The sequence below is a fragment of the Hungatella sp. SB206 genome (assembly GCF_051132295.1).
Taxonomy (GTDB): domain Bacteria; phylum Bacillota; class Clostridia; order Lachnospirales; family Lachnospiraceae; genus Hungatella; species Hungatella effluvii.
Map to the genome: position 1 here is coordinate 157,998 of NZ_CP096603.1, position 23,006 is coordinate 181,003.

General features: G+C 50.4%; 16 protein-coding genes. 13 read left to right on the plus strand and 3 right to left on the minus strand.

Going from position 1 to position 23,006, the window contains the following annotated elements:
* Window positions 1-7 precede the first annotated feature (7 nt).
* The 3 genes from M1L66_RS00720 to M1L66_RS00730 are packed head-to-tail and all read left to right on the plus strand — an operon-like array spanning window position 8 to window position 4,469.
* The gene (locus M1L66_RS00720) at window positions 8-1,471 is read left to right on the plus strand and encodes a sulfatase family protein (RefSeq protein ID WP_434690252.1); all 1,464 of its coding nucleotides are present in this window, start codon (window positions 8-10) and stop codon (window positions 1,469-1,471) included.
* A 27-nt stretch (window positions 1,472-1,498) separates the two neighbouring features.
* Complete coding sequence (locus M1L66_RS00725) at window positions 1,499-2,671, plus strand: glycoside hydrolase family 88 protein (protein ID WP_434690255.1); 1,173 nt, start codon at window positions 1,499-1,501, stop codon at window positions 2,669-2,671.
* 13 nt (window positions 2,672-2,684) lie between these two features.
* Complete coding sequence (locus M1L66_RS00730) at window positions 2,685-4,469, plus strand: hypothetical protein (RefSeq protein WP_434690257.1); 1,785 nt, start codon at window positions 2,685-2,687, stop codon at window positions 4,467-4,469.
* Window positions 4,470-4,759: 290 nt separating this feature from the next.
* Here the strand turns inward: M1L66_RS00730 and M1L66_RS00735 are convergent, their stop codons facing one another.
* Window positions 4,760-6,457 (minus strand): glycoside hydrolase family 13 protein, encoded by a 1,698-nt coding sequence (locus tag M1L66_RS00735; protein WP_434690258.1) that lies wholly within the window; start codon window positions 6,455-6,457, stop codon window positions 4,760-4,762.
* A gap of 176 nt (window positions 6,458-6,633) precedes the next feature.
* Here M1L66_RS00735 and M1L66_RS00740 point away from each other — a divergent pair, with 176 nt between their 5' ends.
* From M1L66_RS00740 to M1L66_RS00780, 9 genes are all read left to right on the plus strand, one after another.
* Entirely contained in the window at window positions 6,634-8,955 is a 2,322-nt protein-coding gene (locus M1L66_RS00740) for a glycoside hydrolase family 65 protein (RefSeq protein WP_434690260.1), read from the plus strand.
* Window positions 8,888-9,880 carry a LacI family DNA-binding transcriptional regulator gene (locus M1L66_RS00745; protein ID WP_320921728.1) on the plus strand — a complete coding sequence of 331 codons (993 nt, stop codon included), beginning with the start codon at window positions 8,888-8,890 and terminating at the stop codon, window positions 9,878-9,880. The genes M1L66_RS00740 and M1L66_RS00745 overlap by 68 nt, the downstream gene beginning before the upstream one ends.
* 12 nt (window positions 9,881-9,892) lie before the next feature.
* Complete coding sequence (locus M1L66_RS00750) at window positions 9,893-11,680, plus strand: sensor histidine kinase (protein WP_434690261.1); 1,788 nt, start codon at window positions 9,893-9,895, stop codon at window positions 11,678-11,680.
* Window positions 11,681-11,695: 15 nt separating this feature from the next.
* Window positions 11,696-13,171, plus strand: coding sequence for a response regulator transcription factor (locus tag M1L66_RS00755; protein ID WP_187023538.1), 1,476 nt, complete (start codon window positions 11,696-11,698; stop codon window positions 13,169-13,171).
* A 185-nt stretch (window positions 13,172-13,356) separates the two neighbouring features.
* Window positions 13,357-14,676: an ABC transporter substrate-binding protein gene (locus M1L66_RS00760; RefSeq protein ID WP_187023539.1), complete on the plus strand. Its 1,320-nt coding sequence runs from the start codon at window positions 13,357-13,359 to the stop codon at window positions 14,674-14,676.
* Window positions 14,677-14,783: 107 nt separating this feature from the next.
* Window positions 14,784-15,662, plus strand: coding sequence for a carbohydrate ABC transporter permease (locus M1L66_RS00765; RefSeq protein WP_025530677.1), 879 nt, complete (start codon window positions 14,784-14,786; stop codon window positions 15,660-15,662).
* A gap of 2 nt (window positions 15,663-15,664) precedes the next feature.
* Window positions 15,665-16,513 (plus strand): carbohydrate ABC transporter permease, encoded by an 849-nt coding sequence (locus M1L66_RS00770; RefSeq protein WP_187023540.1) that lies wholly within the window; start codon window positions 15,665-15,667, stop codon window positions 16,511-16,513.
* A gap of 18 nt (window positions 16,514-16,531) precedes the next feature.
* Entirely contained in the window at window positions 16,532-17,362 is an 831-nt protein-coding gene (locus M1L66_RS00775) for an MBL fold metallo-hydrolase (protein ID WP_187023541.1), read from the plus strand.
* A 2-nt stretch (window positions 17,363-17,364) separates the two neighbouring features.
* Window positions 17,365-18,639, plus strand: a complete 1,275-nt coding sequence (locus M1L66_RS00780; RefSeq protein WP_434690266.1) for an MFS transporter — start codon at window positions 17,365-17,367, stop codon at window positions 18,637-18,639.
* Between the two features lie 80 nt (window positions 18,640-18,719).
* Here the strand turns inward: M1L66_RS00780 and M1L66_RS00785 are convergent, their stop codons facing one another.
* Window positions 18,720-19,643, minus strand: coding sequence for a nitronate monooxygenase (locus M1L66_RS00785; protein ID WP_187023543.1), 924 nt, complete (start codon window positions 19,641-19,643; stop codon window positions 18,720-18,722).
* A gap of 15 nt (window positions 19,644-19,658) precedes the next feature.
* The gene (locus M1L66_RS00790) at window positions 19,659-21,242 is read right to left on the minus strand and encodes a hypothetical protein (protein ID WP_434690269.1); all 1,584 of its coding nucleotides are present in this window, start codon (window positions 21,240-21,242) and stop codon (window positions 19,659-19,661) included.
* A gap of 231 nt (window positions 21,243-21,473) precedes the next feature.
* Between M1L66_RS00790 and M1L66_RS00795 the strand changes: the two genes are divergently transcribed.
* Window positions 21,474-23,003 (plus strand): ABC transporter substrate-binding protein, encoded by a 1,530-nt coding sequence (locus tag M1L66_RS00795; RefSeq protein ID WP_434690272.1) that lies wholly within the window; start codon window positions 21,474-21,476, stop codon window positions 23,001-23,003.
* The last annotated feature ends 3 nt before the right edge of the window (window positions 23,004-23,006 follow it).

The following is a 23,006-nucleotide window of genomic DNA, read 5'->3' on the forward strand; positions in this document are numbered from 1 at the left end:
CAGGAAGTTGAAGCCACACGTTATTATAATTATGGCGGACCAGCTGCGGTATGATGTGCTGGGAAAGGGATTTACCCCCAATATTGACTCAATCGCAGCGGATGGGACCGCGTTTGGCCGGGCCTACTGTGCCTGCCCTCTCTGCGTGCCTGCCAGAGGTTCGTTTTTTACCGGAACTTATCCCAACAGAAACGGTTCTCTGATCAACCCGTGGGAGCCGGCCGACGCCGTTTATGGAGATGTCAGGCCGGAATTTAGCAGCTTATACACAATGATGGAGCGGGATTGGGACAGTATCCACAGTGGGAAGCAGCATTTGTTTACAACCGGAGGAAAATTGGAAGACCGTGTGGATTCCGGTACGCGCTGGTTTTCCACGGAGAAGAGTTATAAAGAATTTTTGAAGGAACACGGCGTTGCCATGCCGGGAGGTGGGAAATTCCGTACAAAGGTACCGGAAATGGTGGACGGAAAGGCTACGAGGGTGAGCAGCTATTCCAACGCGGAGACCGGGAGGTATGAACCGGGAGAGCAGTATTATTTTGATTCTTATTTTACGGAAATGGCGCTGGAAGGCCTGCGGCGGCGGGATACCACGAAGCCTCTTCTGTTAAACGCCATGTTTTTAGCACCTCATCCACCGCTTCAGATACCGGATCCATGGTACAGGGCGGTGGGCGCGGAGGACTTTGCGCTTCCGGATAATATCGGCGTGTACTATCCCAGGCAGTCCCCGCTTCAGATGTATAATCTGACGGGAATCGTGGGGACCCGCTACGGGCGGGAGCACTGGAAGGAGGCATGGAGAGTCTATTTGGGGCTGGTGCGAATGCTGGATCACTGCGTGGGACGGGTTCTGGAGGAGCTGAAGCGGCAGGGAATCTATGATGACAGCCTGATTCTCTTTACCAGCGACCACGGAGAGATGCTGGGCTCCCACGGCCTGTTTCAGAAGATGTGTATGTACGAGGAATCGGCCCGCGTGCCGCTGTTTATGAAGTTCCCGAAGAAGTTCACACCTTCTGAGAAATTGTATGACCAGGTAGTGAGCCACATCGACGTACTGCCCACACTGTGTGATTACCTCCAGGTGGATAGCGGAAATGAAATGGACGGCACATCGCTGATGCCGCTGCTTCGTGGAGAGAGCAGGGCGGAGGACAGAAATTCTGCTTATATCCAGTATGACGGAAATGGCTCCCGGTCTAATTTTCAGCGCTGTATGATATGGGGGAGATGGAAGCTGATCGTGGATTTATTTAAGGATGAAACCTTCTATGAACTGTACGATCTGGAGGCGGATGTGCAGGAAACTTCCAATCTGATGTTTGACGGAAAACACGATGAGATAGCGGAAGAGATGGCGAACCGCTTAGCCGCGCACAGCCGGGAAACAGGGGATTTACTCACAATGGCTCCCTTTGATGCGGCCGGATTCCGGCGTAAATATGAGGCTTTTCCTGTGTTATAATAAAAACAGGAAGAACAGGAGAAGAGAATGAAAAAAGAAGAGTTACAGAACTATCCGAAGCTGGCTCCGGCGGAACTGGAAGAGGCCCTCGAAACAGCCGTGTCCCAGACCCGTTTTTCCATGTCCAGATTCGGAACCGGGTTCAAACATATTTTCAGTACCAATCACTTTTACACGGAAGCACCAAATAACCAGTGGACCAACGGCTTCTGGACGGGACAGCTGTGGCTGGCATATGAGTGTACCGGCGATCCCGAGATGAAACGGACGGCGCTTGCGCAGACCCAATCCTTTCGGTACCGCATCGATCATCAGATTGAGACGGACACCCATGATCTCGGATTTCTGTATACGCCATCCTGTGTGGCGGCCTGGAAGCTGACCGGCAGCGAGGAGGCGAAGGAAACCGCAATTAAGGCGGCCCGCAGGCTTCTGGAGCGTTTTCATGAGAAGGGGCAGTTCCTGCAGGCATGGGGAAAGACAGATGAGCCTGGAAATTACCGGCTGATTATCGACTGCCTTTTGAATCTGCCGCTGCTGTATTGGGCCGGCGAGGTAACCGGAGACAGAATTTACAGGGAAAAAGCGGAGGCCCATGTACATACGGCGCTGAGCGTGCTGATCCGTCCTGACAGTTCCGCTTACCATACCTATTATTTTGACCCGGAGACAGGGGAACCGCTGAAGGGAGTCACACATCAGGGGTATTCCGCCGACTCCGCATGGGCCAGAGGGCAGGCCTGGGGCGTGTACGGCATCGCATTGAGCTATCGCTATACGGGAAATCCGGAGTATGTCAGGCTGTTTGAGGAGGTAACCGGGTATTTCCTGGATCATCTTCCACACAGTCTCGTTCCGTACTGGGATTTTATCTTCCAGGATGGCAGTATGGAACCCCGGGATTCCTCTGCGGCGGCGGTCGCGGCCTGCGGTATGCTGGAGATGGCGAAATATCTGCCGGAGGAGAAGGCCTCGTACTATACCGGAATTGCCAGCCGGTTGATGAAAGCGCTTTATGACACCTGCGCGGCGAAATCTGATTCAGAGTCGGATGGACTTCTTCTGCACGGAGTATATGGGAGAAAGACGCCTTACAACGACTGTATTGACCATGGGATCGACGAGTGCAATCTCTGGGGGGATTATTATTATCTGGAAGGCCTGGTGAGATTAAAGTATGACTGGAATCCATACTGGTAATGGGGGAAATAATATGGCAGAAGTATGCAGAGATCTCCTGAAGGAATGGTGCGAAGCCATGCTTCGCCTTCAGATCAGGAATACGAATAATCCAAGGCTCGACGGCGGCCTTCTCTGCCCCGCGTGCGGAAAGATTCACGGGCGCTGCTTTGAGGCGATGTATCCCTTTTTATGTATGGCTGCGCTTGAGAGAGATGAAAAATGGGTGAAAGCCGCTGAGAGGCTTTTTATTTGGGCGGAAAATACGGTGTCACAGGAGGATGGCTCCTTTTTAAATGACATTGACTCCGGTTGGAAGGGCACGACGGTTTTTAATGTGATCCAGCTGGCGGACTGCCTGTTGTTTCATGAAGCGCTGCTGTCAGACGAAACGAGAGCCGCCTGGAGACAGCGCCTGAAGCTGGCGGCAGAATTCCTGTACCGGTTTGATGAATTGAAGGATAATAATATCAATTATCCCATATCCAATGCGTTGGCCTTATATGAGTGCTGGCTGGTGCTGCACGAGGAACGCTATAAACGAAAAGCGGAAGAACTAGCTGAGCCGTCCGGGCTTCCATTTACCGAACATGATCTGCTGTATGGAGAGGGGGTGCCTCGTGAAAAGATGAGTCCAAGAGGCTGCCGCCCCATCGATATCGGGTACAATGTTGAGGAGACGCTGCCGTCTCTGGCTCTGTACGGCCATCTGAGCGGAGACCGGATAGCTCTGGAGGCTGCGGAAAGGGGACTGGCTGCGCATCTGCCGTTTTTGCTTGAAAATGGTGCCTGGGACAACAGTTTTGGGACAAGAAATTATAAATGGAGCTACTGGGGGAGCCGCACTTCAGATGGCTGTGCGCTGGGATACCTGCTTCTGGCAGATGATAACCCGGATTTTGTATTGGCAGCTGTAAGAAATCTAAATCTGCTGAAGGAATGTACCGTGGATGGATTGCTGGCGGGAGGTCCGCATTATAGGCTGGCCGGTCAGGCAACCTGTGTTCATCATACGTTTACCCATGCAAAGGTATTGGCTGGAATTCTGGACAGAAATTTAGTGCGGAAGGGAGCGGACGACCGGGCAGAGCGGCGCCTGCCAAGACAGCGGATTGAGGGAATCCGGTATTACCCGGAGACGGAAAGCTGGACTGCAACAAAGGGATCCATGACAGCCACGGTGACAGCCTGTGACTGGGAGTATTTACCCGGAGGCCATGTCGGGGGCGGAACACTGTCTCTTCTTCACCATGAGAGACTGGGAACTCTGCTGTGTGCCGGGATGAGCAGGTATACTTTAAAGGAACCAAACAATATGCAGGTTCCCTGCCGGGTCAGACAGGAGTGTCTGGCAGTGAGAATTGAAGCCGAAAAGGACGGTATTGTCTACAGCAGTCTCTATGATGACGATGTCCGGGTATCGGTAGAAGGCGGACTGGTTACTGCCAGCGGAAAGCTGAGAGATGAAAAACACAGAACGTTGTATGGCAGAGAACAGAGCTATTGTTTTACTTACCAGGTTTCAGGGGAAGAACTGCGCATTCGGGCGGAGTTTGATGACGGAACGCTGATCTGTCCATTGGTGACCGGCGCCGATGAAGCGGTGTCAGTGGAAGAGAATGGGAAACGGGTAATGATAAGTAAGAAGAACGGGCAGGTGCTGATGGAGTCAAACCGGGAGATGATTTTACCGTACAGTACAGAGCGTATCTTTAATCTTATACCCGGACTGCAGGCACTGCGGGTGCAGATTGATCCGCAGGCAGGCTGGGCTGAGGTAGGAATAAGAGTTAAGAGTGGGGAAGAGGATGGATTATGATTTTGTTTTACTCCATATGGTTGTAAATGGGGATTGCTTTATAAATGGAAATATTATCGTTAATAATAGTGATATTTACGGTACTTACATATCTGGATAATCACCAGAATAGAAAATGAGCTATCCTCTTGGCAGAGAGGATAGCCCGGTAACTTAAAATTACTGTTTGCTTGATCGGCAATCATCGGTTTCTTGTTAGCCCTTGATTACTTCTGCTTATATTATACACTGGGTACTTGTATTTTTCAAGTACCCTTTTAAATAAAAAATTATAATTCTTTGAAATATTCTTATATCATTATCTGCTCAACCCTATCCCCTCCCAGGAATACCACAGCCTCAAACGCCCGAAGCTTTATATGTACCTCGCAGGCCGGAGCGTCTTCATAATTCCCAATCAGCCGGACCCCGTTTTCCGGAAGGCACGCTTTTGGAAGGTCAATGACAGCCGGATCTGAGAAAAAGTTAAGAACCACCAGGAGCATCTGCCCCTGATAGCGCCGTGTATAGGCATAAATGGACGGATGTTCTTCACATACCGGATTGTAGTCTCCATAGACAACAACTTTATGATTTCTGCGGATACGGATTAGATCCTGATAGTAATGATAGATACTTTCATTGTCACGGATGGCCGCTTCGGCGTTTATCTCTGTGTAGTTTGGATTGACGGGAATCCATGGGACCGCGTCGGTGAATCCGGCATTCGGGGAGGCATCCCACTGCATTGGCGTCCGGGCATTGTCGCGCCCTTTGGCGTAGATCGCTTCCATAACGCGTTCCGGATCCTCGTGAAATACCGTGACAGCCTCGGTATAATGGTTGAGTGTGTCAATGTCCTTGTACTGGTCGATGGAGCCGAACCGGATGTTGGTCATACCCAGCTCCTCGCCCTGGTAGATATAAGGAGTTCCCTGGAGCGTATGAAGGAAGGTAGCCAGCATCTTGGCGCTTTCCACGCGGTATTTTCCGTCGTCCCCAAAGCGGCTTACCATTCGTGCCTGATCATGATTATTTAAGTACAGACTGTTCCAGCAGCCGTCCGCCAGGCTGGTCTGCCATTTCCCGAATACAGCCTTTAGTTCAGACAGCTTCCATTGGCGGATCTGCCACTTGTCTTCACCGACCGCATCGAGATACATGTGCTCGAAGGTGAAGACCATGTTTAACTCATGGCGGTCTTCGTGAGTATAGAGGCGTGCCTGGTCCGTGGTGACCGAGACCATCTCGCCGACGGTGATGAAATCCCGCTGGCTCAGGATGCGCCGGTTCATTTCCTGAAGGTATTCGTGGACGTGCGGGCCGTTGGCAAAGTAAGGTGTGGCCAGACAGGGTCCATCCTCAGGCATATCAGGAAGCTCCGCGACCTTGGAGATGTAGTTGATTACATCCATGCGGAAGCCGTCAATTCCTTTATCCGTCCAGAACTGCATGATGCGGTACACCTCTTCCCGCACAGACGGATTATCCCAGTTCAGATCAGGCTGTTTCTTTGTGTACAGATGCAGGAAATACTGTTCACCTTCCGGTTCCTTTTCCCATGCAGAAAATCCGAAATGACTGCACCAGTTGTTAGGCGGCAGACCGCCCGGTTTCCCATCCCGGAAGAAGTAATAATCCCGGTAGGGGCTGTTTTTGTCCTTTAATGCAGCCTGGAACCAGGGATGCTCGTCAGAGGTATGGTTGACGACCAGATCCATCATCAGCTTTAATCCTCTCTCGTGCATCGCCTTAAGCAGCCGGTCAAATTCCTCCATGGTGCCAAACTCTTCCATGATTTCGCAGTAGTCACTGATGTCATATCCGTTATCATCATTGGGAGAACGGTAGATGGGAGAAAGCCAGATTACGTTTACGCCCAGCTCTTTCAAATAATCCAGTTTCCGGATAATTCCTCCCAGGTCTCCGATTCCGTCTCCATTGGAATCCATAAAGCTTCTCGGATAAATCTGATAGACAACCGCCTCTTTCCACCAAGTCTCTTTCATTGAAATCCCCTCCTTTTAACGCTATTGTAGCATGAGAAAACCAATCCCACAAACGTTTTCATTCATATTTGAAAAAGAAGTAAATATTCTATATAAAATATTTGACTTTTAAGTGTAATATTGCAATAATAGAATCATATTTGTACCACAAACGTTTTGGAAAAGTGAGGTATTTTATGGAAAAAATAGAATTGGGGGAATGGAGCGTGTCGGTGTCCCGGTGGGATCGGGCGTGGCAGCCCCAGATGGAATCGCTGTTCTGCCAGGGAAACGGGTATCTGGGGGTACGCTGCGCGGTGGATGAGCCGGTTCCCGGGCAGAAACGCGATACGTTTATTGCAGGGACGTATGATTCCTGTTTTGGCGAGGTCTCTGAGCTTCCGAATCTTCCGGATGTGATGGGAAAGGAGATTACCATTGACGGGGAGCTGCTCCAGCTGAGCGGAAGAAATCATGAGGATTACTGTGCCGTGCTTCATCTGGATAACGGGCTGGCTGAGAGGCACTTTACATACAGAACGGAACAGGGAAAAAAGGTGAAGGTAAAGATGGAGCGGTTTGTGTCGCTAAAGAACCGCCACCTGCTGATGCAGAGACTGTCTCTGATTTTGGAGGAACCGGCAAAGCTGGAGATCAGGACCGGAATCAACGGACAGGTGAGTAACAGCGGGGCCCAGCATTTTACGGAAGGTACGAGGCGCTGCGTTCCGGGAGAGCGGGAGGAACTGTCGTTTCAGGCGTGGGATTCAGGGGTGCGCTTTGCTGCTGCCTGCGCTCCGAGGCTGACTGCAGGATCATACCGCGCTTCCATTGACATGGACCGGCGCAGGATTGGAACGCTCTACCATATTTCCACGGAAAAAGGGGAGGAGATCGTGCTTGAAAATGCGGCCGCTTTTTATACCTCCAGAGATGCAGAGTATTGGGACGGCGAAAGCCCTTTTGCAGATACACCTTTTAAAGAGACAGCGTGTGGGAAACACAAGAGCCTTTCCATAGTGGATGATGCCAATGCACTGGCGGCCGAAGCCGCCAAAGCAGGATTCGATCATTCGCTTAAAGAGAGCGGCGAGGAATGGCAACGGTACTGGGACTTACATGATATCCGGATTGACAGCGACGAGGTGTTTGATTCCTGTGCGGCCAGATTTGCCCTTTACCACCTGCGAATCATGACGCCAGTGCATGACGAGCGGATGAATATCGGTGCGAAGGGGCTGTCCGGGGAGGCATATAAATGTCATACGTTCTGGGATACGGAGATGTTCCTTTTCACCTCCTGGTTGTACACGGAGCCGGAGGTGGCCAGACGGCTGCTGCGCTACCGCTATCTCACGCTGCCGAAGGCGAAGGAAAAGGCGGCGCAGTACGGATGTGAGGGGGCGCTGTTCCCATGGGAGAGCGCCTGGATTACAGACGGAGAGGTTACACCGTCAGAGGGGGCGCCCGACGTGGTGACGGGAAAGCCGATTCCCATCTATACCGGTACCCAGGAGATTCATGTCAATGCTGATATTGCATATGCGATCCAGCGGTATTTTGAAGCCACGGACGATACCGAATTTATGGAAGTGTGCGGCTATGAGATGATACTGGAGACGGCGCTGTACTGGGCTTCCCGCGCGGAGTGGAACGAAGAGAAGAAACAGTACGATATACACGGCGTGATCGGACCCGATGAATACAGTGAACACGTATCCAACAATGCCTATACGAATTATATGGCTTCATGGAATATCAATGAGGCGCTCCGCATCCTGGAAAGGCTCCGGCAGGCAGGTAAGACGGATCTTCTGGAAGCACTGGAGGAGAAGACGGGCGCTGTCTCCAGAGAAGTATGGATGAAGGACCGGGCGGAGAAGCTGGCGCTTCCAAAGCCGGATGGCAGGGGAATCATTCCGCAGGATGAGGCATTTTTAGATCTGCCGGAACTGGACCTGACGCCGTTTAAAAAGGGTGGGAAGAAGATTCTGGAAAGCTTTAATGTAGAACAGCTCTGCGGATATCAGGTCTTAAAGCAGGCGGATGTGGTAATGCTGCTGTCCTCGATGCCGGACCTGTTTCCGGAGGATATTATTCTTAAAAATTATCAATATTATGAAGCGCGTTGTGTACACGATTCGTCCTTAAGCTTTAATGTGCACAGCATGACGGCGGCCCGCCTCGGAATGGCAGAGGAAAGCTTCCGGCTGTTCCGGAAGGCCGCCGGAGTGGATTTAAACGGCGGGCTGTCCTCCGCAGAGGGAATTCATGCGGCGGCAATGGGCGGAATCTGGCAGTGTATCGTTCTGGGGTTCGCCGGTTTATCGGTAAAGGATGGGCGCCTTGCGATGGAACCCCATCTGCCGGGATCCTGGCGAAGTGTTTCATTTTCATTCGTCTGGAAAGGCGAAAGGTTTGAGATCACAGTGGATCATGAGGAGGTGCGGTATGGTAAAACTGGTGGATGTAGCAAAGGCCTGCGGCCTGTCGGTGTCACAGACGAGCCGGGCGCTTAACGGCAGACAGGACGTCAGCGAGGAGACGAAACGGCGCGTGAGCCAGACGGCCGCGGCCATGGGATATGTGAAAAATCTGACGGCACAGACGTTATCTGCTAAGAAGCCGATGCAGCTGGCTGTTGTCGTGACAGGGGTCAGCGAGCAGACGGAGAACTCCTCCTTTTTCTTTGGTATTATGCAGGGAGTGAATTCATTTGCCAATCAGAACGGTTACGAGACCGTGGTATATATGATGGAGAACAGCCCGGAATGCTTCGAGACGTACTGCAGGCAGCGGGGAGCGGGAGGAATGATCCTGATGAATGCGGATTACGATGAACCGGCGGTTAAGAAGCTGGCTGAAGGGGATTTCCCCTGTGTCTTCATCGATATTCCGTATACAGGGGAGAGAAAGGGATGTGTCATCGTCAACAATGCCTATTATTCAAGACTTGCCGTGGAACACATGGTGAAACGCGGCCGGAAACGCATTGCCATGATAACCGGAAGCGGCCATTCCATCGTGGAAAAGGAGCGGGAAGAGGGATATAGGCAGGCGCTTCGCCAGGCGGGGCTTACGGTCAGGCCGGAATGGATTGTGAAGGGCGATTTCCGTTACGACATGGCTCATGAGCAGGCGATCCGGCTTATGGAGAAGGAGCCGAGGATCGACGGATTCTTCTGCGCCAGCGATTTGATGGCCCTGGGAGTCATCAACGCGCTGCGGGGGCAGCACATAAAGATTCCGAAACAGATTTCCGTATTTGGATTTGATGGACTCCTAAGCAGCGAATACGCCAGACCAAAGCTGTCAACCATCCGCCAGAACCAGAAATACAAGGGATTTCTGGCGGCCAGGATGCTGACAGATATTCTGGGGAATGAAGCGTATGAGCCGACCGTGATCGTGCCCTGCGAGGTATGCCTCCGGGAATCCGTATAGAGAGGTGGGGGGATGAACTGGTATAAACATATTCCGCTTCAAAGAAAGATTCTGGCGGCCTGTCTCGTCGTAATTCTGGTTCCATTAACAATCCTGGTCAGTCTTGTGCTGAGAAGAAGCATGGAGGAGGAGATTGACAGAAGCATCGTGAACATGACGCAGGCAAATGAGATGATCGATGACCGGCTGGAGACCATTGTGAACCATTTGAAGACCACTTCAGCCATGTATCTGGTCTATCCGGATATTATCCAGTATGTGAAAAATGATTTTAACATGGATCGGCCGGAATACATCACCACTCTGCGGGAGCTGAGAAAAAATGTGATGTCGGCGAAAATCAATCCCTACGTCTCCAGCATCACTTATCTGTCCAACAAGAATAACGCCTACAGCGGCGCCGGATATAATGAGAATTACATGAGCCGGATCGAAGGCTTTGCCGAGACCATGAAGGAGGAAAAGATTAAAAATATGCTGTCACCGGTCTACGAGACCGTGATCAACCAGCAGAGTGTCAGGACGATTACCTACGGGTTCTCCCTGGTGGATACCTATACGTTTGAACAGGTGGGGTACGCCTTTATCAACCTGGATTTAAAGCAGTTCGGGCAGAGTTTTATGGTCTTTACCGAGGATGGAAGCATGGATACCCTGGCGGTGCAGGGAGATTACGTAATCTATCAGGGACAGCGGGTGACGGCTGCCATGGCTTCCCATGTGAGGCAGGCGCTTCTTGAGAGGAAGGAGAGCTTTGCCGCCAATAAAAATCAGGTGATGAATTTGAATTTTTCCGGGGAAGACTGGCGTATGGTGGCGACTTATAATGAAGCGCTGGATTTAACCATCGTCAGCATGGCTGCGGGGCGGGTGCTGAAGCTTCATATGATGCAGGGAATGGCCTCCTATGTGATCATTGTTGTTATTATGACCGCGGTATTTATAGGCGTCAGCATCCTGCTGAGTGTGAAATTGACACGGCCGATCCGTGTACTGGAGGAAGGCATGCATCAGGTGGAAAACGGGAAACTGGTTCCCATCACACAGGAGCTGAACCGCCAGGACGATTTAGGCCGGCTGATTCTTGGGTTTAATAACATGACTGTCAGGCTGAAGGAGAGCATTTTAAGGGAGTATGAATCAAAGAATCTACAGAAAAAGGCGCAGATCATGATGCTGGAGAGCCAGATCAATCCCCATTTTCTGTATAATACGTTAAATGTCATCAATTCCATCGCTATCCTGGAGGACGTGCCGGAGATATCGGAGCTGGCGACCGGGCTGGGAGATATGTTCCGTTATAACATCAGCGGAGGAAGTCTGGTAACGGTGATGGATGAGATCACGCAGATCGAGCGGTATGCCAATATTCAGAAGCTGTGCATGGCGGGGCGGATCGAGACCGTATTTGATGTTCCCGAGGAGGTCAGAGGGAAGAAGATTCTCAAATTTTTGCTTCAGCCGCTGGTTGAGAACTGTTTTGAACACGGATTTTCTCAGGATAAGAGAGATGGACGGATCGGGGTCAGGGCTTCCTCGGAGGAAGGCGTCGTAACGCTGACAGTGGAGGACAACGGCGCCGGGATGTCGGAAGCTCGTCTTAAACAGCTGACGGGAAAATGCCGGGAGCAGGGATCGCTGTGTCTGGAAAAAGAGGAGACGGATTCCATCGGTCTGCTGAATGTGAATTTCCGTCTGAAGAATTATTATGGAGAAGAGTACGGTTTGATCCTGGAGAGTGAGGAAGGCAGGGGAACAAAGATCACCATCAGGATCCCTGAGAGTGAGAAAAAGTCATAGGAAGCGGGGGAAGTCATGAAGTTTGCAGTTGCGGATGATGTTCTTTTGGCCAGAAAGGCTGTAGAAAAATTAATACTGGAATGGGACAGGGACAGCACCATATGCTGCTCCTGTGACAATGGCGATGAGGTTTTGAAGGTGCTGGAGGAGCAAAACATGGATGTGCTGGTGGCGGATATCCGGATGCCGGGACTAAACGGAATCGCCTTATCCGAGGTGGTGCGCCAGCGTTTTCCATCGGTGGATGTGGTTCTGGTGAGCGGATACGCCACGTTCGATTATGCCAGAGCCGCCCTTCATAACGGGGTGCGGGATTATCTCCTGAAGCCGCTGAGGAGAGAGGATCTGTTTCACACCCTGGATACCATAAAGAAGGCGCGCACAGAGGAGAAACGGCAGGAGGATCTGCTCCGTGACGTACAGAAACGCGCAGGAAGTTTTCTCCTGCTCCGGTATTTATCGGGGGAGGAGCGTCCCGAGGACGTGCTGCCCCAGGAGATGACAGGACTGAAAAACGGGTGCTTTTTTGCGGCTCAGATCATGGTGGATGGAATGGGATTTGAGGAACTGTCGATACGGCTGCGGGATCTGTCTTTTGGCCGGGACCTGATTTTCGAGGATATTCTGCATTCTGGAGCGGGAATTATCGTCTCCTGCGGGGAGGAACGCGCCATGGCGGTGTTTGATAAGAAGCTCCGGGCTTTAAATACGCTGGCGGAACAGGGAAAGAAGGATGGCCGTCAGGCCGCAGTCGGAGTCAGCCTGCTTCTCACGGGACCGGATTCCATAAGGGAGGCATATTCCCAGGCGAGAAGGGCCTGCTGTCTGCGGCTCCAGGACCCGGATCGGGGATTATATCTTTTCGATCATGACAGGGGAAAGGAACTGCTCTCAAAGGAAGACTTACATTTAATTCGAAACCATTTGAATGCCAGGCGGATGAAGGAGGCAAAAGAGTTCTGCTTCAAGAAACTGGTACAGCAGGAAAAGACGACGGTCCTGCAGCTGGAGCAGGCATACCAGGCGCTGCTGGGCATTTGTTTTACCATGGATACGGAAACGATTTACCGGCCTCTCTGGGATTTTGAGGACATGGGCGGGCTTCTGGACTATATCTGCAGCATGGCGTGCTGCATCGAAGAGGCGGACCGGTCCATAAATGAAGGGGACATTATTGACGAGATCCAGGCATTCCTGGAAGAAAATTATTACTGTGAGATCTCTTTAAATGAGCTGGCAGCGACAAAGTATTTCATGAATCCCAACTATCTGAGCCGTCTCTTCAAGGCGCGGACCGGAATGGGATTTTCCAAGTACCTGCTTGGTCTGCGTATGAAAAAGGCGGAAGAACTCCTGGAAAGCGGGGATATGAATATCAATGAGGTGGCGCTTATGGTGGGATACACCAGCCCTTCCTATTTCATTCAGAATTTTAAGAAATATTTCGGCCGGACTCCGGGAACACAGAGAAACAGGCCTGAATCACGCTAATGTAAAAATACGATAAAAGACGTGTGATATAAATGTAAAATTAATGCATAATAACGAAAAAGTAACATAATTGATATCTGTTGATGTCAGTTTTGCAATATAATTGAAAAAAATAAACGTTATAATATGGGTATAAGATACAAGTGACTTATACCCATATTTTTCACATTGTAAGGAGGATATCTATGAAAAAAGTATTGAGTGCAGCAATGGCGGCGGTAATGGTAGTGTCTATGGCCGGATGCGGTTCGTCCAACAAACCGGCAGAGACCACGGCGGCGCCGGCCGCGTCCACGGAGAAGACGGAGGAGACGACGGCAGCCGAGACGAAGGAGGCCGCATCAACAGGAGAAGTGACAACCATTGAGTTCTTCCAGATGAAGGACGAGGGAACCGATTATTACACGGCGCTGATCAAGGAATTCGAGGCTCAGAACCCGGATATCAAGATCGAGTACACCAACGTTCCGGATGCGGAGACCGTCCTGATGACGAGAATGGCTTCCGACCAGGTTCCGGACGTATTTACCCATTTCCCGCTGGACGCTTCCTTCCGGGAGCAGGTAAAGGCCGGATATATGATGGATTTAACCGGAGAAAAGATGCTTGATAATGTGGCGGATGATATTCTGGATATCAGCCTTATCGACAGCAAATCGTATTCGATCCCGGTATCCTTAAACATGCTGGGCGTTTACTACAACAAAGATTTATTTGATAAAGCCGATGCAACGATTCCGGCAACCATTGAAGACTTATACAAGGTCTGCGATACGTTAAAAGCAGCCGATATCACACCGTTTACATTCCCGGATAAGGATGTATGGACGGTTCGCCAGTTCTGTGACCGCGCCAGCGTAACCATGCTGGAAGATCCGGTAGGACTGTTTGAAGACATTGCAGCAGGAGGGACTACAGCTGCCGACTCCAAGGAGCTCCGCCAGATGGGAGAGACCATTGTGAAGCTTCGCCAGTATGGCCAGGAAGATAACCTGGGAACCGGCCAGGAGCAGGCCATCGCAGATTTTGCAAACGGCAAGGCAGCCATGTTTTTCTCCGGAACCTTCGCATACCCGGAGATCGTAAAGAGCAACCCGGATCTTCAGTTTGCCATGTTCCGCTACCCATCCTTCAATGGAAGCAGCATTGACCGTCTGGGCGTCAATATTGATACGGCATTCAGTATTTCCGCAGCAACAAAGTATCCGGAAGCGGCAAAACGTTTCGTAGAGTACTGCACCAGCCCTGAAAATGCACAGCAGTTCTCCGATTACGATGGAACTCCGTCGGCAATCAAGGGCGTCAACTTTAATAAGACCGAGTTTGAATCCATGTTTAAGGATTATGTCCAGACTGGTAAGACCATGAGCGTTCCGTCCAACAGCTGGCCGCCGTCATTCGGTGGAGAGTACGGCAATATCTGCCAGGAACTGATCGATACCAAGGATGTAGACCAGTGGCTTGACAACTTAAATCAGTTAATTATGGATACCTATAACAACTAAGGTTTTACGAGAGGGTGAGATTCTTGCCAGGACGCATTTTAGTCCGGCGGCGCTGGTTTCACCCTCTTTCTAATTAGAAGAGAATCGTTCAGAAAGGGTGATGGACCGTGAAAAACAAACCAAAACGGCCTAAGGCGGGACGCGCCGCTTATATGGCATTTACACTGCCGGCAATTATTCTATATACGGTCTTTTTCGTATTTTCCGTAATCTACGGAATTTACTACAGTTTTACGAACTGGAACGGATATGCAAAGGAGTATAAATTTGTCGGTGTCAACAACTATGCAAGGCTGTTTTCAGACCGTGTCTTCAAACGTGCGCTGGTCTTCACCGTAGAATACAGTGCAATTCTTGTGGTGGGAGTCATCACCATCGCGCTGATTCTGGCGGTTATCCTGTGTTCGAAGATTAAACAGCAGACTTTTTTCCGGGCCGCTTTTTTTTTCCCGGCAACGCTGAGCCTCGTTACCATAGGCCTTGTTTTCAATGAAATCTATTACCGGGTGATCCCGCTGATCGGAAAGAGTTTAAATATTGATTTCCTGAGTAAGAATATTCTGTCCAGTTCATCTACCGCCATGTGGGGCATCCTGATCGTCCATATCTGGAGGAGCGTGTCGATCCCCATGGTGCTGCTGATCGCCGGGATGCAGAATATATCCGGAGACTTATACGAAGCGGCCGCCATCGATGGGGCCAATGGAGTGCAGCGTTTCTTCCGCATCACGCTTCCGCTTCTGATGCCGGTCTTAAGCGTCTGTATCATTCTGGTGACAAAAGAAGGACTGACGGTCTTCGACTATATTACGGTCATGACCAGCGGCGGACCCGCGGGTTCTACCCAGTCCATTGCGTTCTTAATCTATGAAAATGCCTTTATGAACCAGAAATTCAGCTATGCGATCACCCAGTCTGTCGTCATCTTTGTGCTGGTGTGTGTCGTGTCGTATTTCCAGTTCAGGACGACGAGGAAGGAGGACTGACCATGAGTGTAAATAAGGAAAAGCAGCTGCGGCCCTCCAGTTTCTTCAAATATTTGTTTTTGATCTTGGGCTGTCTGGTGATTGCCGCGCCCTTGTATGTGACAATTATTACTGCATTTAAGACGAGAGAGGAATCGACGGTCAATTTCTTCTCCTTTCCCAGCCAGTTTTATCTGGGGAATTTTCGGGAAATTATTGAAAAACAGAACTATTTCCGCTATTTAGGAAATACCGTTATTATTACAGTCTGTTCCCTGATCCTAATGGCACTTGTCATTCCCTCGCTGTCTTACGCGCTTTCCCGGAACATGAGACGGTCCAAATTCTACCGTTTCTCTTACATCTATCTGGTCATCGGTCTCTTCGTGCCCTTCCAGGTAGTTATGATTCCGTTAGTGAAGATAGCCAGTTCCTTTCATATGTCCAATATCTGGGGGCTGATTGTATTAAATCTGGTGTTTGCGCTGCGCGACGGCGTGTTCCTCTTTGTGGCGTATATGGACAGTGTGCCCCGGGAGCTGGAGGAGAGTGCGTTTATCGACGGGGCCGGAGTGGTTCAGACGTATATCCAGATCGTATTCCCTCTGGTAAAACCCATGACCGCCACGATTATGATTCTGAACGGGCTTTCCGTTTGGAACGACTTTATGCTTCCGCTGCTCCTGTTAAACAAATCCAAGGACAGCTGGACGCTGCAGCTGTTCCAGTATAATTTTAAGACGACGTATTCCTTTGACTATAATCTGGCCTTCGCGTCATTTTTGCTGTCCATGTTGCCGGTGATGGTGGTCTATGTATTTGCTCAGAAATACATCATTCAGGGCCTGACCACAGGCGCGGTCAAAGGCTGAGTGCGAAAGGAGATTAATATGGAAATTAAATATCTGGGCACGGCCGCCGCAGAAGGATGGCCGGCCGTGTTCTGTACCTGTGAGGCGTGTAAGAGGGCGAGGGCGCTGGGAGGCAAGAATATCAGGACCCGCTCCCAGGCCATTGTGGATAATACGGTTCTCATCGATCTTCCGCCCGATACGTATCTCCATGTCCTGCGGGAGGGAATGACAATTGACGCGGTCGAATCGGTGTTGATTACCCATTCTCATCAGGATCATTTTTATCCCATGGAGCTGCTGATGCGCGGCGAGCCATACGCGCACCAGCCCGGAGCGCCGGTTCTCACGGTCTATGGAAATGATAAGGTGGAAGCTGCATACCGGATGGCCATGGAGATGAACGACAGCCCTACGCTTCACGCACAGCTGGATTTTAAGCGGGTAATGCCCCTCGAACCGGTAACACTGCCTTCCGGATACGTGGTGACGCCGCTGGCGGCCAACCATGCAAAGGATGAAAACTGCCTCGTATACCTGCTGGAAAAGGACGGAAAATGTCTCTTCTATGGCCATGATTCGGGAAGCTACCCGGAAGAGACATGGGATTATTTAAGAGGGAAAATGATCAGCCTTGTCAGCTTCGACTGTACCAATGTGGAGGCGCCCGACGGAAATTATCACATGGGGCTGCCTGACAACCGGAATGCAAAAGCACGCATGATTCGTGAGGGATGCGCCGGAGAGAACACGGTGTTTGTGATCAATCATTTCTCTCACAATGGAAAGCTGATGCACGAAGAGATCGTGGACTGTGTCCGCGAGGACGGATTCGTGGTGGCATATGATGGTATGACGGTGGAATTCTGATCATGGAAATGGGGGAACGTTTAAGGAGAAAGCAGAAGGAAGTGTTTCTGTTCTGCTGGACCGGTTATTTCCTGACGTATTTCGGGCGGCTGAATTTATCCGTGGCCATGAACGCCATGGCGCTGGAATTTGCCAGCGGCGCCGCGGTGATCGGCCTGACCGGGAGTGTGTTTTTCTGGGTCTATGCGGTGGGGAAGCTGGTCAATGGTTATGCGGGGGATTATCTGGACAACAGGCATCAGGTGTTTTTTGGGCTGATGGTGTCGGGAGCTGCGAATGTGGCTATCGGATTCGTCCACAACATATGGATCATCATCCTTTTATGGGCGGTGAACGGATTCGCGCAGAGCGCCATCTGGTGCAATATGATCAGTCTGATTGCCCACTGGTTTTACGAGGAACAGCACGCGGGAGCTGCGGTGTGGCTGTCCACCTCCATGGTGGGAGGAACGCTGGCCGGCTGGGGGATCTGTGGCTTTATTATCCGGGCGGCATCCTGGAAGTGGGTATTTGTAATACCTGGCTTCGCCCTGATTCTGTTTGCGCTGCTGTGGAAGACGTATGTAAAAAATACGGCGGTGGAAGCCGGATTTACGGATTTTCAGAGCGTTCGGGTGATGAAACCGTCCGCGGCATTTCTGGAACATACGGACTCCTCTTCGGGCATCGGAAACCGGCTTGGGAAGTTTATTCTGGTTTCCGGCCTGGTCTGGATTATACTCGCCTGCCTGGCGCAGGGGGTGATCAAGGACGGAATCGGCCTGTGGGGACCGACCATGATACAGGATATCTATGGCGTGGACGCCGGTACGGCCTCGTTCCTGCTGTTGTTTATACCGGTGATGAATTTTATGGGCATCACCCTGGTGGGAATGATTCAGAGAAATCGGCTTCTGAAGGAAGAGACGCTGGTGGTGATTATGATGGTCCTATCGGTATTTATCCTGGCCGGGCTTCGCGTCTTTATGGGAAAATCGCTGGCTGCCGGGGTACTTTTATTAGGCGGCGTCAGCGCCGTGATGTACGGTGTAAATACGATTCTGCTGGGAGTATTTCCGCTTCGCTTTGCAAGGGCCAACCGGGCCAGCTTCGTATCGGGGCTGCTGGATTTCTGCTCCTATGTGGCAGCCGGTCTGTCCTCCGTGCTTTCCGGGCTGGTTATCCAGCTGGGACTGGGGTGGAACAGTGTGTTTTTGGTGTGGCTGGCGCTAACGGTGATGGGGATTGGGGCGTTGGGGGTGTTTGGGTGGAAGTATAAGGCGCAGACCGGAAGATAGAATGGAAACGGAATAAGAGGGAAATAAAAAGTCTGACTCATTCAGTTTATGACTTTTTATTCCTCTCTTTTACTGTACGATTATTCGATTCTGGCTGTACCACGAATCTCTTCGAAGGACGAGATTCCCATTTGTCCGGCCAGCACTTCTAAATCCTTCAACAGGCGGTGCATAAAGTCTGGCCTGGAAAGATTGGCAGATCCAACCTGTACTGCATAGGCCCCTGCCATGATGTATTCGATCACATCCTCTGCACATGAAATACCGCCGATTCCAATGACGGGAATATCTACGGCTGCGGCCGCTCTGCGGCACATCAGGATTCCCACCGGTTTAAAGGCCGGGCCGGAGAATCCGCCGGATCCGCCTCCGCCGCAGCGATATGCTCCGGTCTGGATATCAATACAGGAACCGTTTAGGCTGCTGTAGCTGGTTATGGCATCGGCGCCTCCCTCCTGACAGGCCACCGATATTTCCTCTACAGGAATGTCTCCGCCTGGAACCTTGGCGATCAGCCATTTGCGCGGGGCTGCTGCACGGACACGGGCTACAAGATCTTTTAATTCATCCGGATTTTTCCAGTATGGAGTTCCGGGTCCGTAGGGACAGTTCAAGTTGATTTCAATGCCCATAATCCGGTCCATCTGTTCGATAGAGGCGGCCAGTTCTTCCATCTGATATTTATCAATAGCTTTCATGTCAATAATAAGCGGTGTGGTCTCGCAGGGAAGATGCGGCAGTATCTCTTTTTCGAATTCAAAAATGCTCATGTTGTTTTTAGAGAGAGCACTGATAAATCCATTATTGGTCTTACATATTTTTTTTGCCATGGTTGGTGATCCGCTGTCTATGAACATGGAGTTTGGCATCATGGCCCCCAGTTCATTCAAATCAAAGTACCTTGCGTGTTCGATTAAGTTTCCCAGCGTAGCCGCAGCGGGCATAAGCGGATTTTTTAAGCGGATATCTCCTATGGAAGATGGGATTGTTACATTTAAATTCATAGTCTGTGGTCCCTCCTATTTAAAAGTCTGAAAACATTTCCGGTCTTTTTCAAAATCGATCATGTTAAATGGCAGATACGGTCCGTTGCAGCATACAGGGATGCCCATCTGGATATCCGGGCTGTGTAAATAGCATGACTTACAGGCGCCGATCCCGCACCCAATCCGGGTACTGGCAAATACCATTGTACGCTCCTTTAAGGAATCATCGGCGAAGTTCATAATGGATTCGAGCACCGGTACGTTGAGAGCCATATATACGGCATCGGATCCGTCCGTCAGATATTTCAGCGCCTGGGCTCCGTCGGATACGAAGTGGGTAATGGAAGGAAGCAGTTCTTTGGGAACCGCGCATTCGGAACCAATCAGGAACAAAGTTGGTGTGGTGCAGGCGTGGATGAGCGGAGCCAGTAAATGAATCGTAGCGGGTTCTGCCACAAACACGGCGTTTGCGCCGGGGGCACAGCCAATTCCGTTGGCTCCCCATATGGCGGTCTTTGCGCCGGCAGTCAGAGGAAAGAGTGAAGAGTTCTTTGCAGCGATCACCTTTAGACCGCGGTCAGTTCCTTCGTAAATCATGTATGGATAAGACCAGTGAAAACTGTCCCCCTGATTCTGGATCATAACAAACTGCCCAGGTTCATAAGTAAAATCCGGATATTCCAATTCCAGTAAGTGAAGCGGGTGTCCGTCACCGGCCGTCATCGTCTGCACGGATAAAACCGTAGAATCGAGTACGGGTATGTAATTGGCCGGCTTCCATACGCCATCTTTTTCCATTTCCTCCTGAAGCGGACGGGCCAGGGATAAGTACCGGTCCCATTCGGGAGCCCTGTTGTCTCCCTCTGTATAGGGGAGGTCAATCAAACCGAGCAAATTCTGATGCTTTAAAACGCTCATGGTAATAAGATCGGATAAGTTATTAAATCCTGCGCCGCTGGTAGAAATATAGTCGGGACAATGATATTTTGACTGCCTGTAATACTGCTTGAGTTCTGGATCTGAAATCTCTTCCTGCGTGTCTGCAAATATCTCATCATAAAAGAGCCGTACAATTTTACCAGCTTCAACCACAATCTGAAGTCTTCCGGTTACACCTGGCTCCAGTTCTTTCGCCAGACCGTAATACCTGGCAGAGCTGGGATCCGACATGCGGGCAGCTATCTTTTCAGCGAGAGGCAGCATGGAACGCTTAATGCTGTTGGAGGCGCCGGCCACCAGATCAAAGTCTCCGGTCAGACGGTTTGCGGCTACCATCTGTTTTTCCACACTTGTGATTCCATTGACCAGAACGACTCCCGTGACTGCGGTACGCTCTTTGGAAGCCTGGAAGAAGCCGTAGTCAGACAGACGCTTGTCCATATTTTGAAAATGTCTCATATAGTAAGTGGGGCTGCACTGCTCATTGAATTCTACCATGACGATGCGTCCGTCATCTGCCACCACTTCGAGGACGCCTAAGTGTCCGAGATCGCCGTTAAAGCAGGAAGAGAATCTGGCTTCTTCCCTATAGTAGCAGCCCTTGATTAATCCTTTTGGCGGCTGTACGCTCCAGGAGAGGCGATCTAAAATAGATACTGTTTTTTCCCGTTGTTTCATTAAAAAATCCTCCTTTTTTTTCTTGAGTATTTCTCATTTGTATTGAGCATAATCCAGAAAAAATTGAAATTCTATAACTGAACTGACTTGAATTATAAGTATTCTGACATATAGGGCGATATTATGTTATAATGTCATAAAAGTAGAAAATCAAGTCAAAAAAGTTATAGAATAGTGGCCTTCCACCTGTTTATACTGAATATACAACGAAAGAAAGGAAGGGGAAACGATATGAAAAAAAGAACCCTGAAGAGAATTGCCAGCTTTACACTTAGCAGTATGATGACCGTGAGCCTGCTTTCCGGATGCGGCGGTGGGAAACAGGCAGAGAGCCAGCCGGCAGCAGGCGAGGCAACAACCGCGCAGACGAAGGGAGAGGAAAAGGAAGAACCATATGTGGTTACCATGCTGACTCAGGGGGAGCAGCAGGAGGACCTTCCGAGAATTATGGAGAAGGTAAATGAGATTCTGGTCAGAGATCTGAATATGAAGCTGAATCTTTTGGTAGCACCGTATGGCAGTATAAATCAGCAGAGGCAGCTGATGCTGACCAGCGGGGAACCCCTGGATCTCGTTTACCTGGATGCCTCCTCGGCAATTGGTTTCATGAATAATGGCCAGATTATAGATTTGAGTGATCTTATTGATAAATATGGAACTAATATTAAGAAATACTGGGAGGATGAGGCGAAGTCTGCCAACATAGGTGGTTTTGTGTTTGGCGTCCCTAATTTAAATGAAGTGGGTAATATTCCGGCAATCGGAATGAGAAAAGACATGGTAGAAAAATATGACATTGATGTAGAGAGCATCAAATTGCTTGAGGATCTGGAGCCGGTTCTGGCTATGATTAAGGAGAAAGAGCCGACTATGACACCAGTTCACATCTGTGCGGACCAGCCGCCGATTTCACGCCAGCTCAGCGTGATTGATCCTCTGATTGACGGAATCGCCGTTCTGGATAACAGCGGGCAGGATACCACTACAATTATACCGGTTACCCAGAGCGAGGCCTATAAGGAGAAGTGTGAACTGTTCCATAAATGGTACCAGGCCGGATACATCAATCAGGATGCGGCAACTACTACGGTCCAGTTCGAATCTGCATTTAAGGCGGGCAGTACATTTTCCGCAATCATGGTCTGGCATCCCATGTCTCCCAAACAGTTTGGCGGTGTAGATATGGCTTATGCGTTTTTAGGGGAGCACAGAGCGTTATCGGGAGCTACCAGCAATGCGGATTACGGAATCGCCACTAATTCTCAGAACCCGGATAAAGCCATGCAGCTTCTGGATTACTTATATGGAAGTGAAGAGGTTGCACAGCTGCTAAACTGGGGTGAAGAAGGGAAAGACTGGGTATACGTCGACAAAGAACAGAATGTGGTCAGCTGGCCGGAAGGTGTGGACTCCAATAATGCAACGTATCATGCGCAGCTGTCCTGGGCTCTTCCCAATCAGTTTATGGCCAGCAGTTGGGAAGGCGTATATGATCCGGATGTATTTGAGCAGATGTTAAAGTTTAATAAAGAGGGGAAGAAATCGAAAGGATTTGGCTTTGCCTATAATACAGAGCCTGTAGAGACAGAGCTTACGGCACTGAAAAATGTACAGGAGAAATACCGTATTTCCCTGGAAACCGGCGCTGTGGATCCAGCTGAATATCTTCCTCAGTACGAAGAAGCCTTAAAGCAGGCGGGGCTGGACAAGCTGATCGAGGAGAAACAGAAGCAGTTTGACAAGTGGCTTGCAGCTCAATAGGAA

Coding starts and splice junctions, on each gene's coding strand:
- M1L66_RS00725 (WP_434690255.1), top strand. CDS start 1,499: ATGAAAAAAGAAGAGTTACAGAACTATCCGAAGCTGGCTCCGGCGGAA.
- M1L66_RS00730 (WP_434690257.1), top strand. CDS start 2,685: ATGGCAGAAGTATGCAGAGATCTCCTGAAGGAATGGTGCGAAGCCATG.
- M1L66_RS00735 (WP_434690258.1), bottom strand. CDS start 6,457: ATGAAAGAGACTTGGTGGAAAGAGGCGGTTGTCTATCAGATTTATCCG.
- M1L66_RS00740 (WP_434690260.1), top strand. CDS start 6,634: ATGGAAAAAATAGAATTGGGGGAATGGAGCGTGTCGGTGTCCCGGTGG.
- M1L66_RS00745 (WP_320921728.1), top strand. CDS start 8,888: ATGGTAAAACTGGTGGATGTAGCAAAGGCCTGCGGCCTGTCGGTGTCA.
- M1L66_RS00750 (WP_434690261.1), top strand. CDS start 9,893: ATGAACTGGTATAAACATATTCCGCTTCAAAGAAAGATTCTGGCGGCC.
- M1L66_RS00755 (WP_187023538.1), top strand. CDS start 11,696: ATGAAGTTTGCAGTTGCGGATGATGTTCTTTTGGCCAGAAAGGCTGTA.
- M1L66_RS00760 (WP_187023539.1), top strand. CDS start 13,357: ATGAAAAAAGTATTGAGTGCAGCAATGGCGGCGGTAATGGTAGTGTCT.
- M1L66_RS00770 (WP_187023540.1), top strand. CDS start 15,665: ATGAGTGTAAATAAGGAAAAGCAGCTGCGGCCCTCCAGTTTCTTCAAA.
- M1L66_RS00775 (WP_187023541.1), top strand. CDS start 16,532: ATGGAAATTAAATATCTGGGCACGGCCGCCGCAGAAGGATGGCCGGCC.
- M1L66_RS00780 (WP_434690266.1), top strand. CDS start 17,365: ATGGAAATGGGGGAACGTTTAAGGAGAAAGCAGAAGGAAGTGTTTCTG.
- M1L66_RS00785 (WP_187023543.1), bottom strand. CDS start 19,643: ATGAATTTAAATGTAACAATCCCATCTTCCATAGGAGATATCCGCTTA.
- M1L66_RS00790 (WP_434690269.1), bottom strand. CDS start 21,242: ATGAAACAACGGGAAAAAACAGTATCTATTTTAGATCGCCTCTCCTGG.
- M1L66_RS00795 (WP_434690272.1), top strand. CDS start 21,474: ATGAAAAAAAGAACCCTGAAGAGAATTGCCAGCTTTACACTTAGCAGT.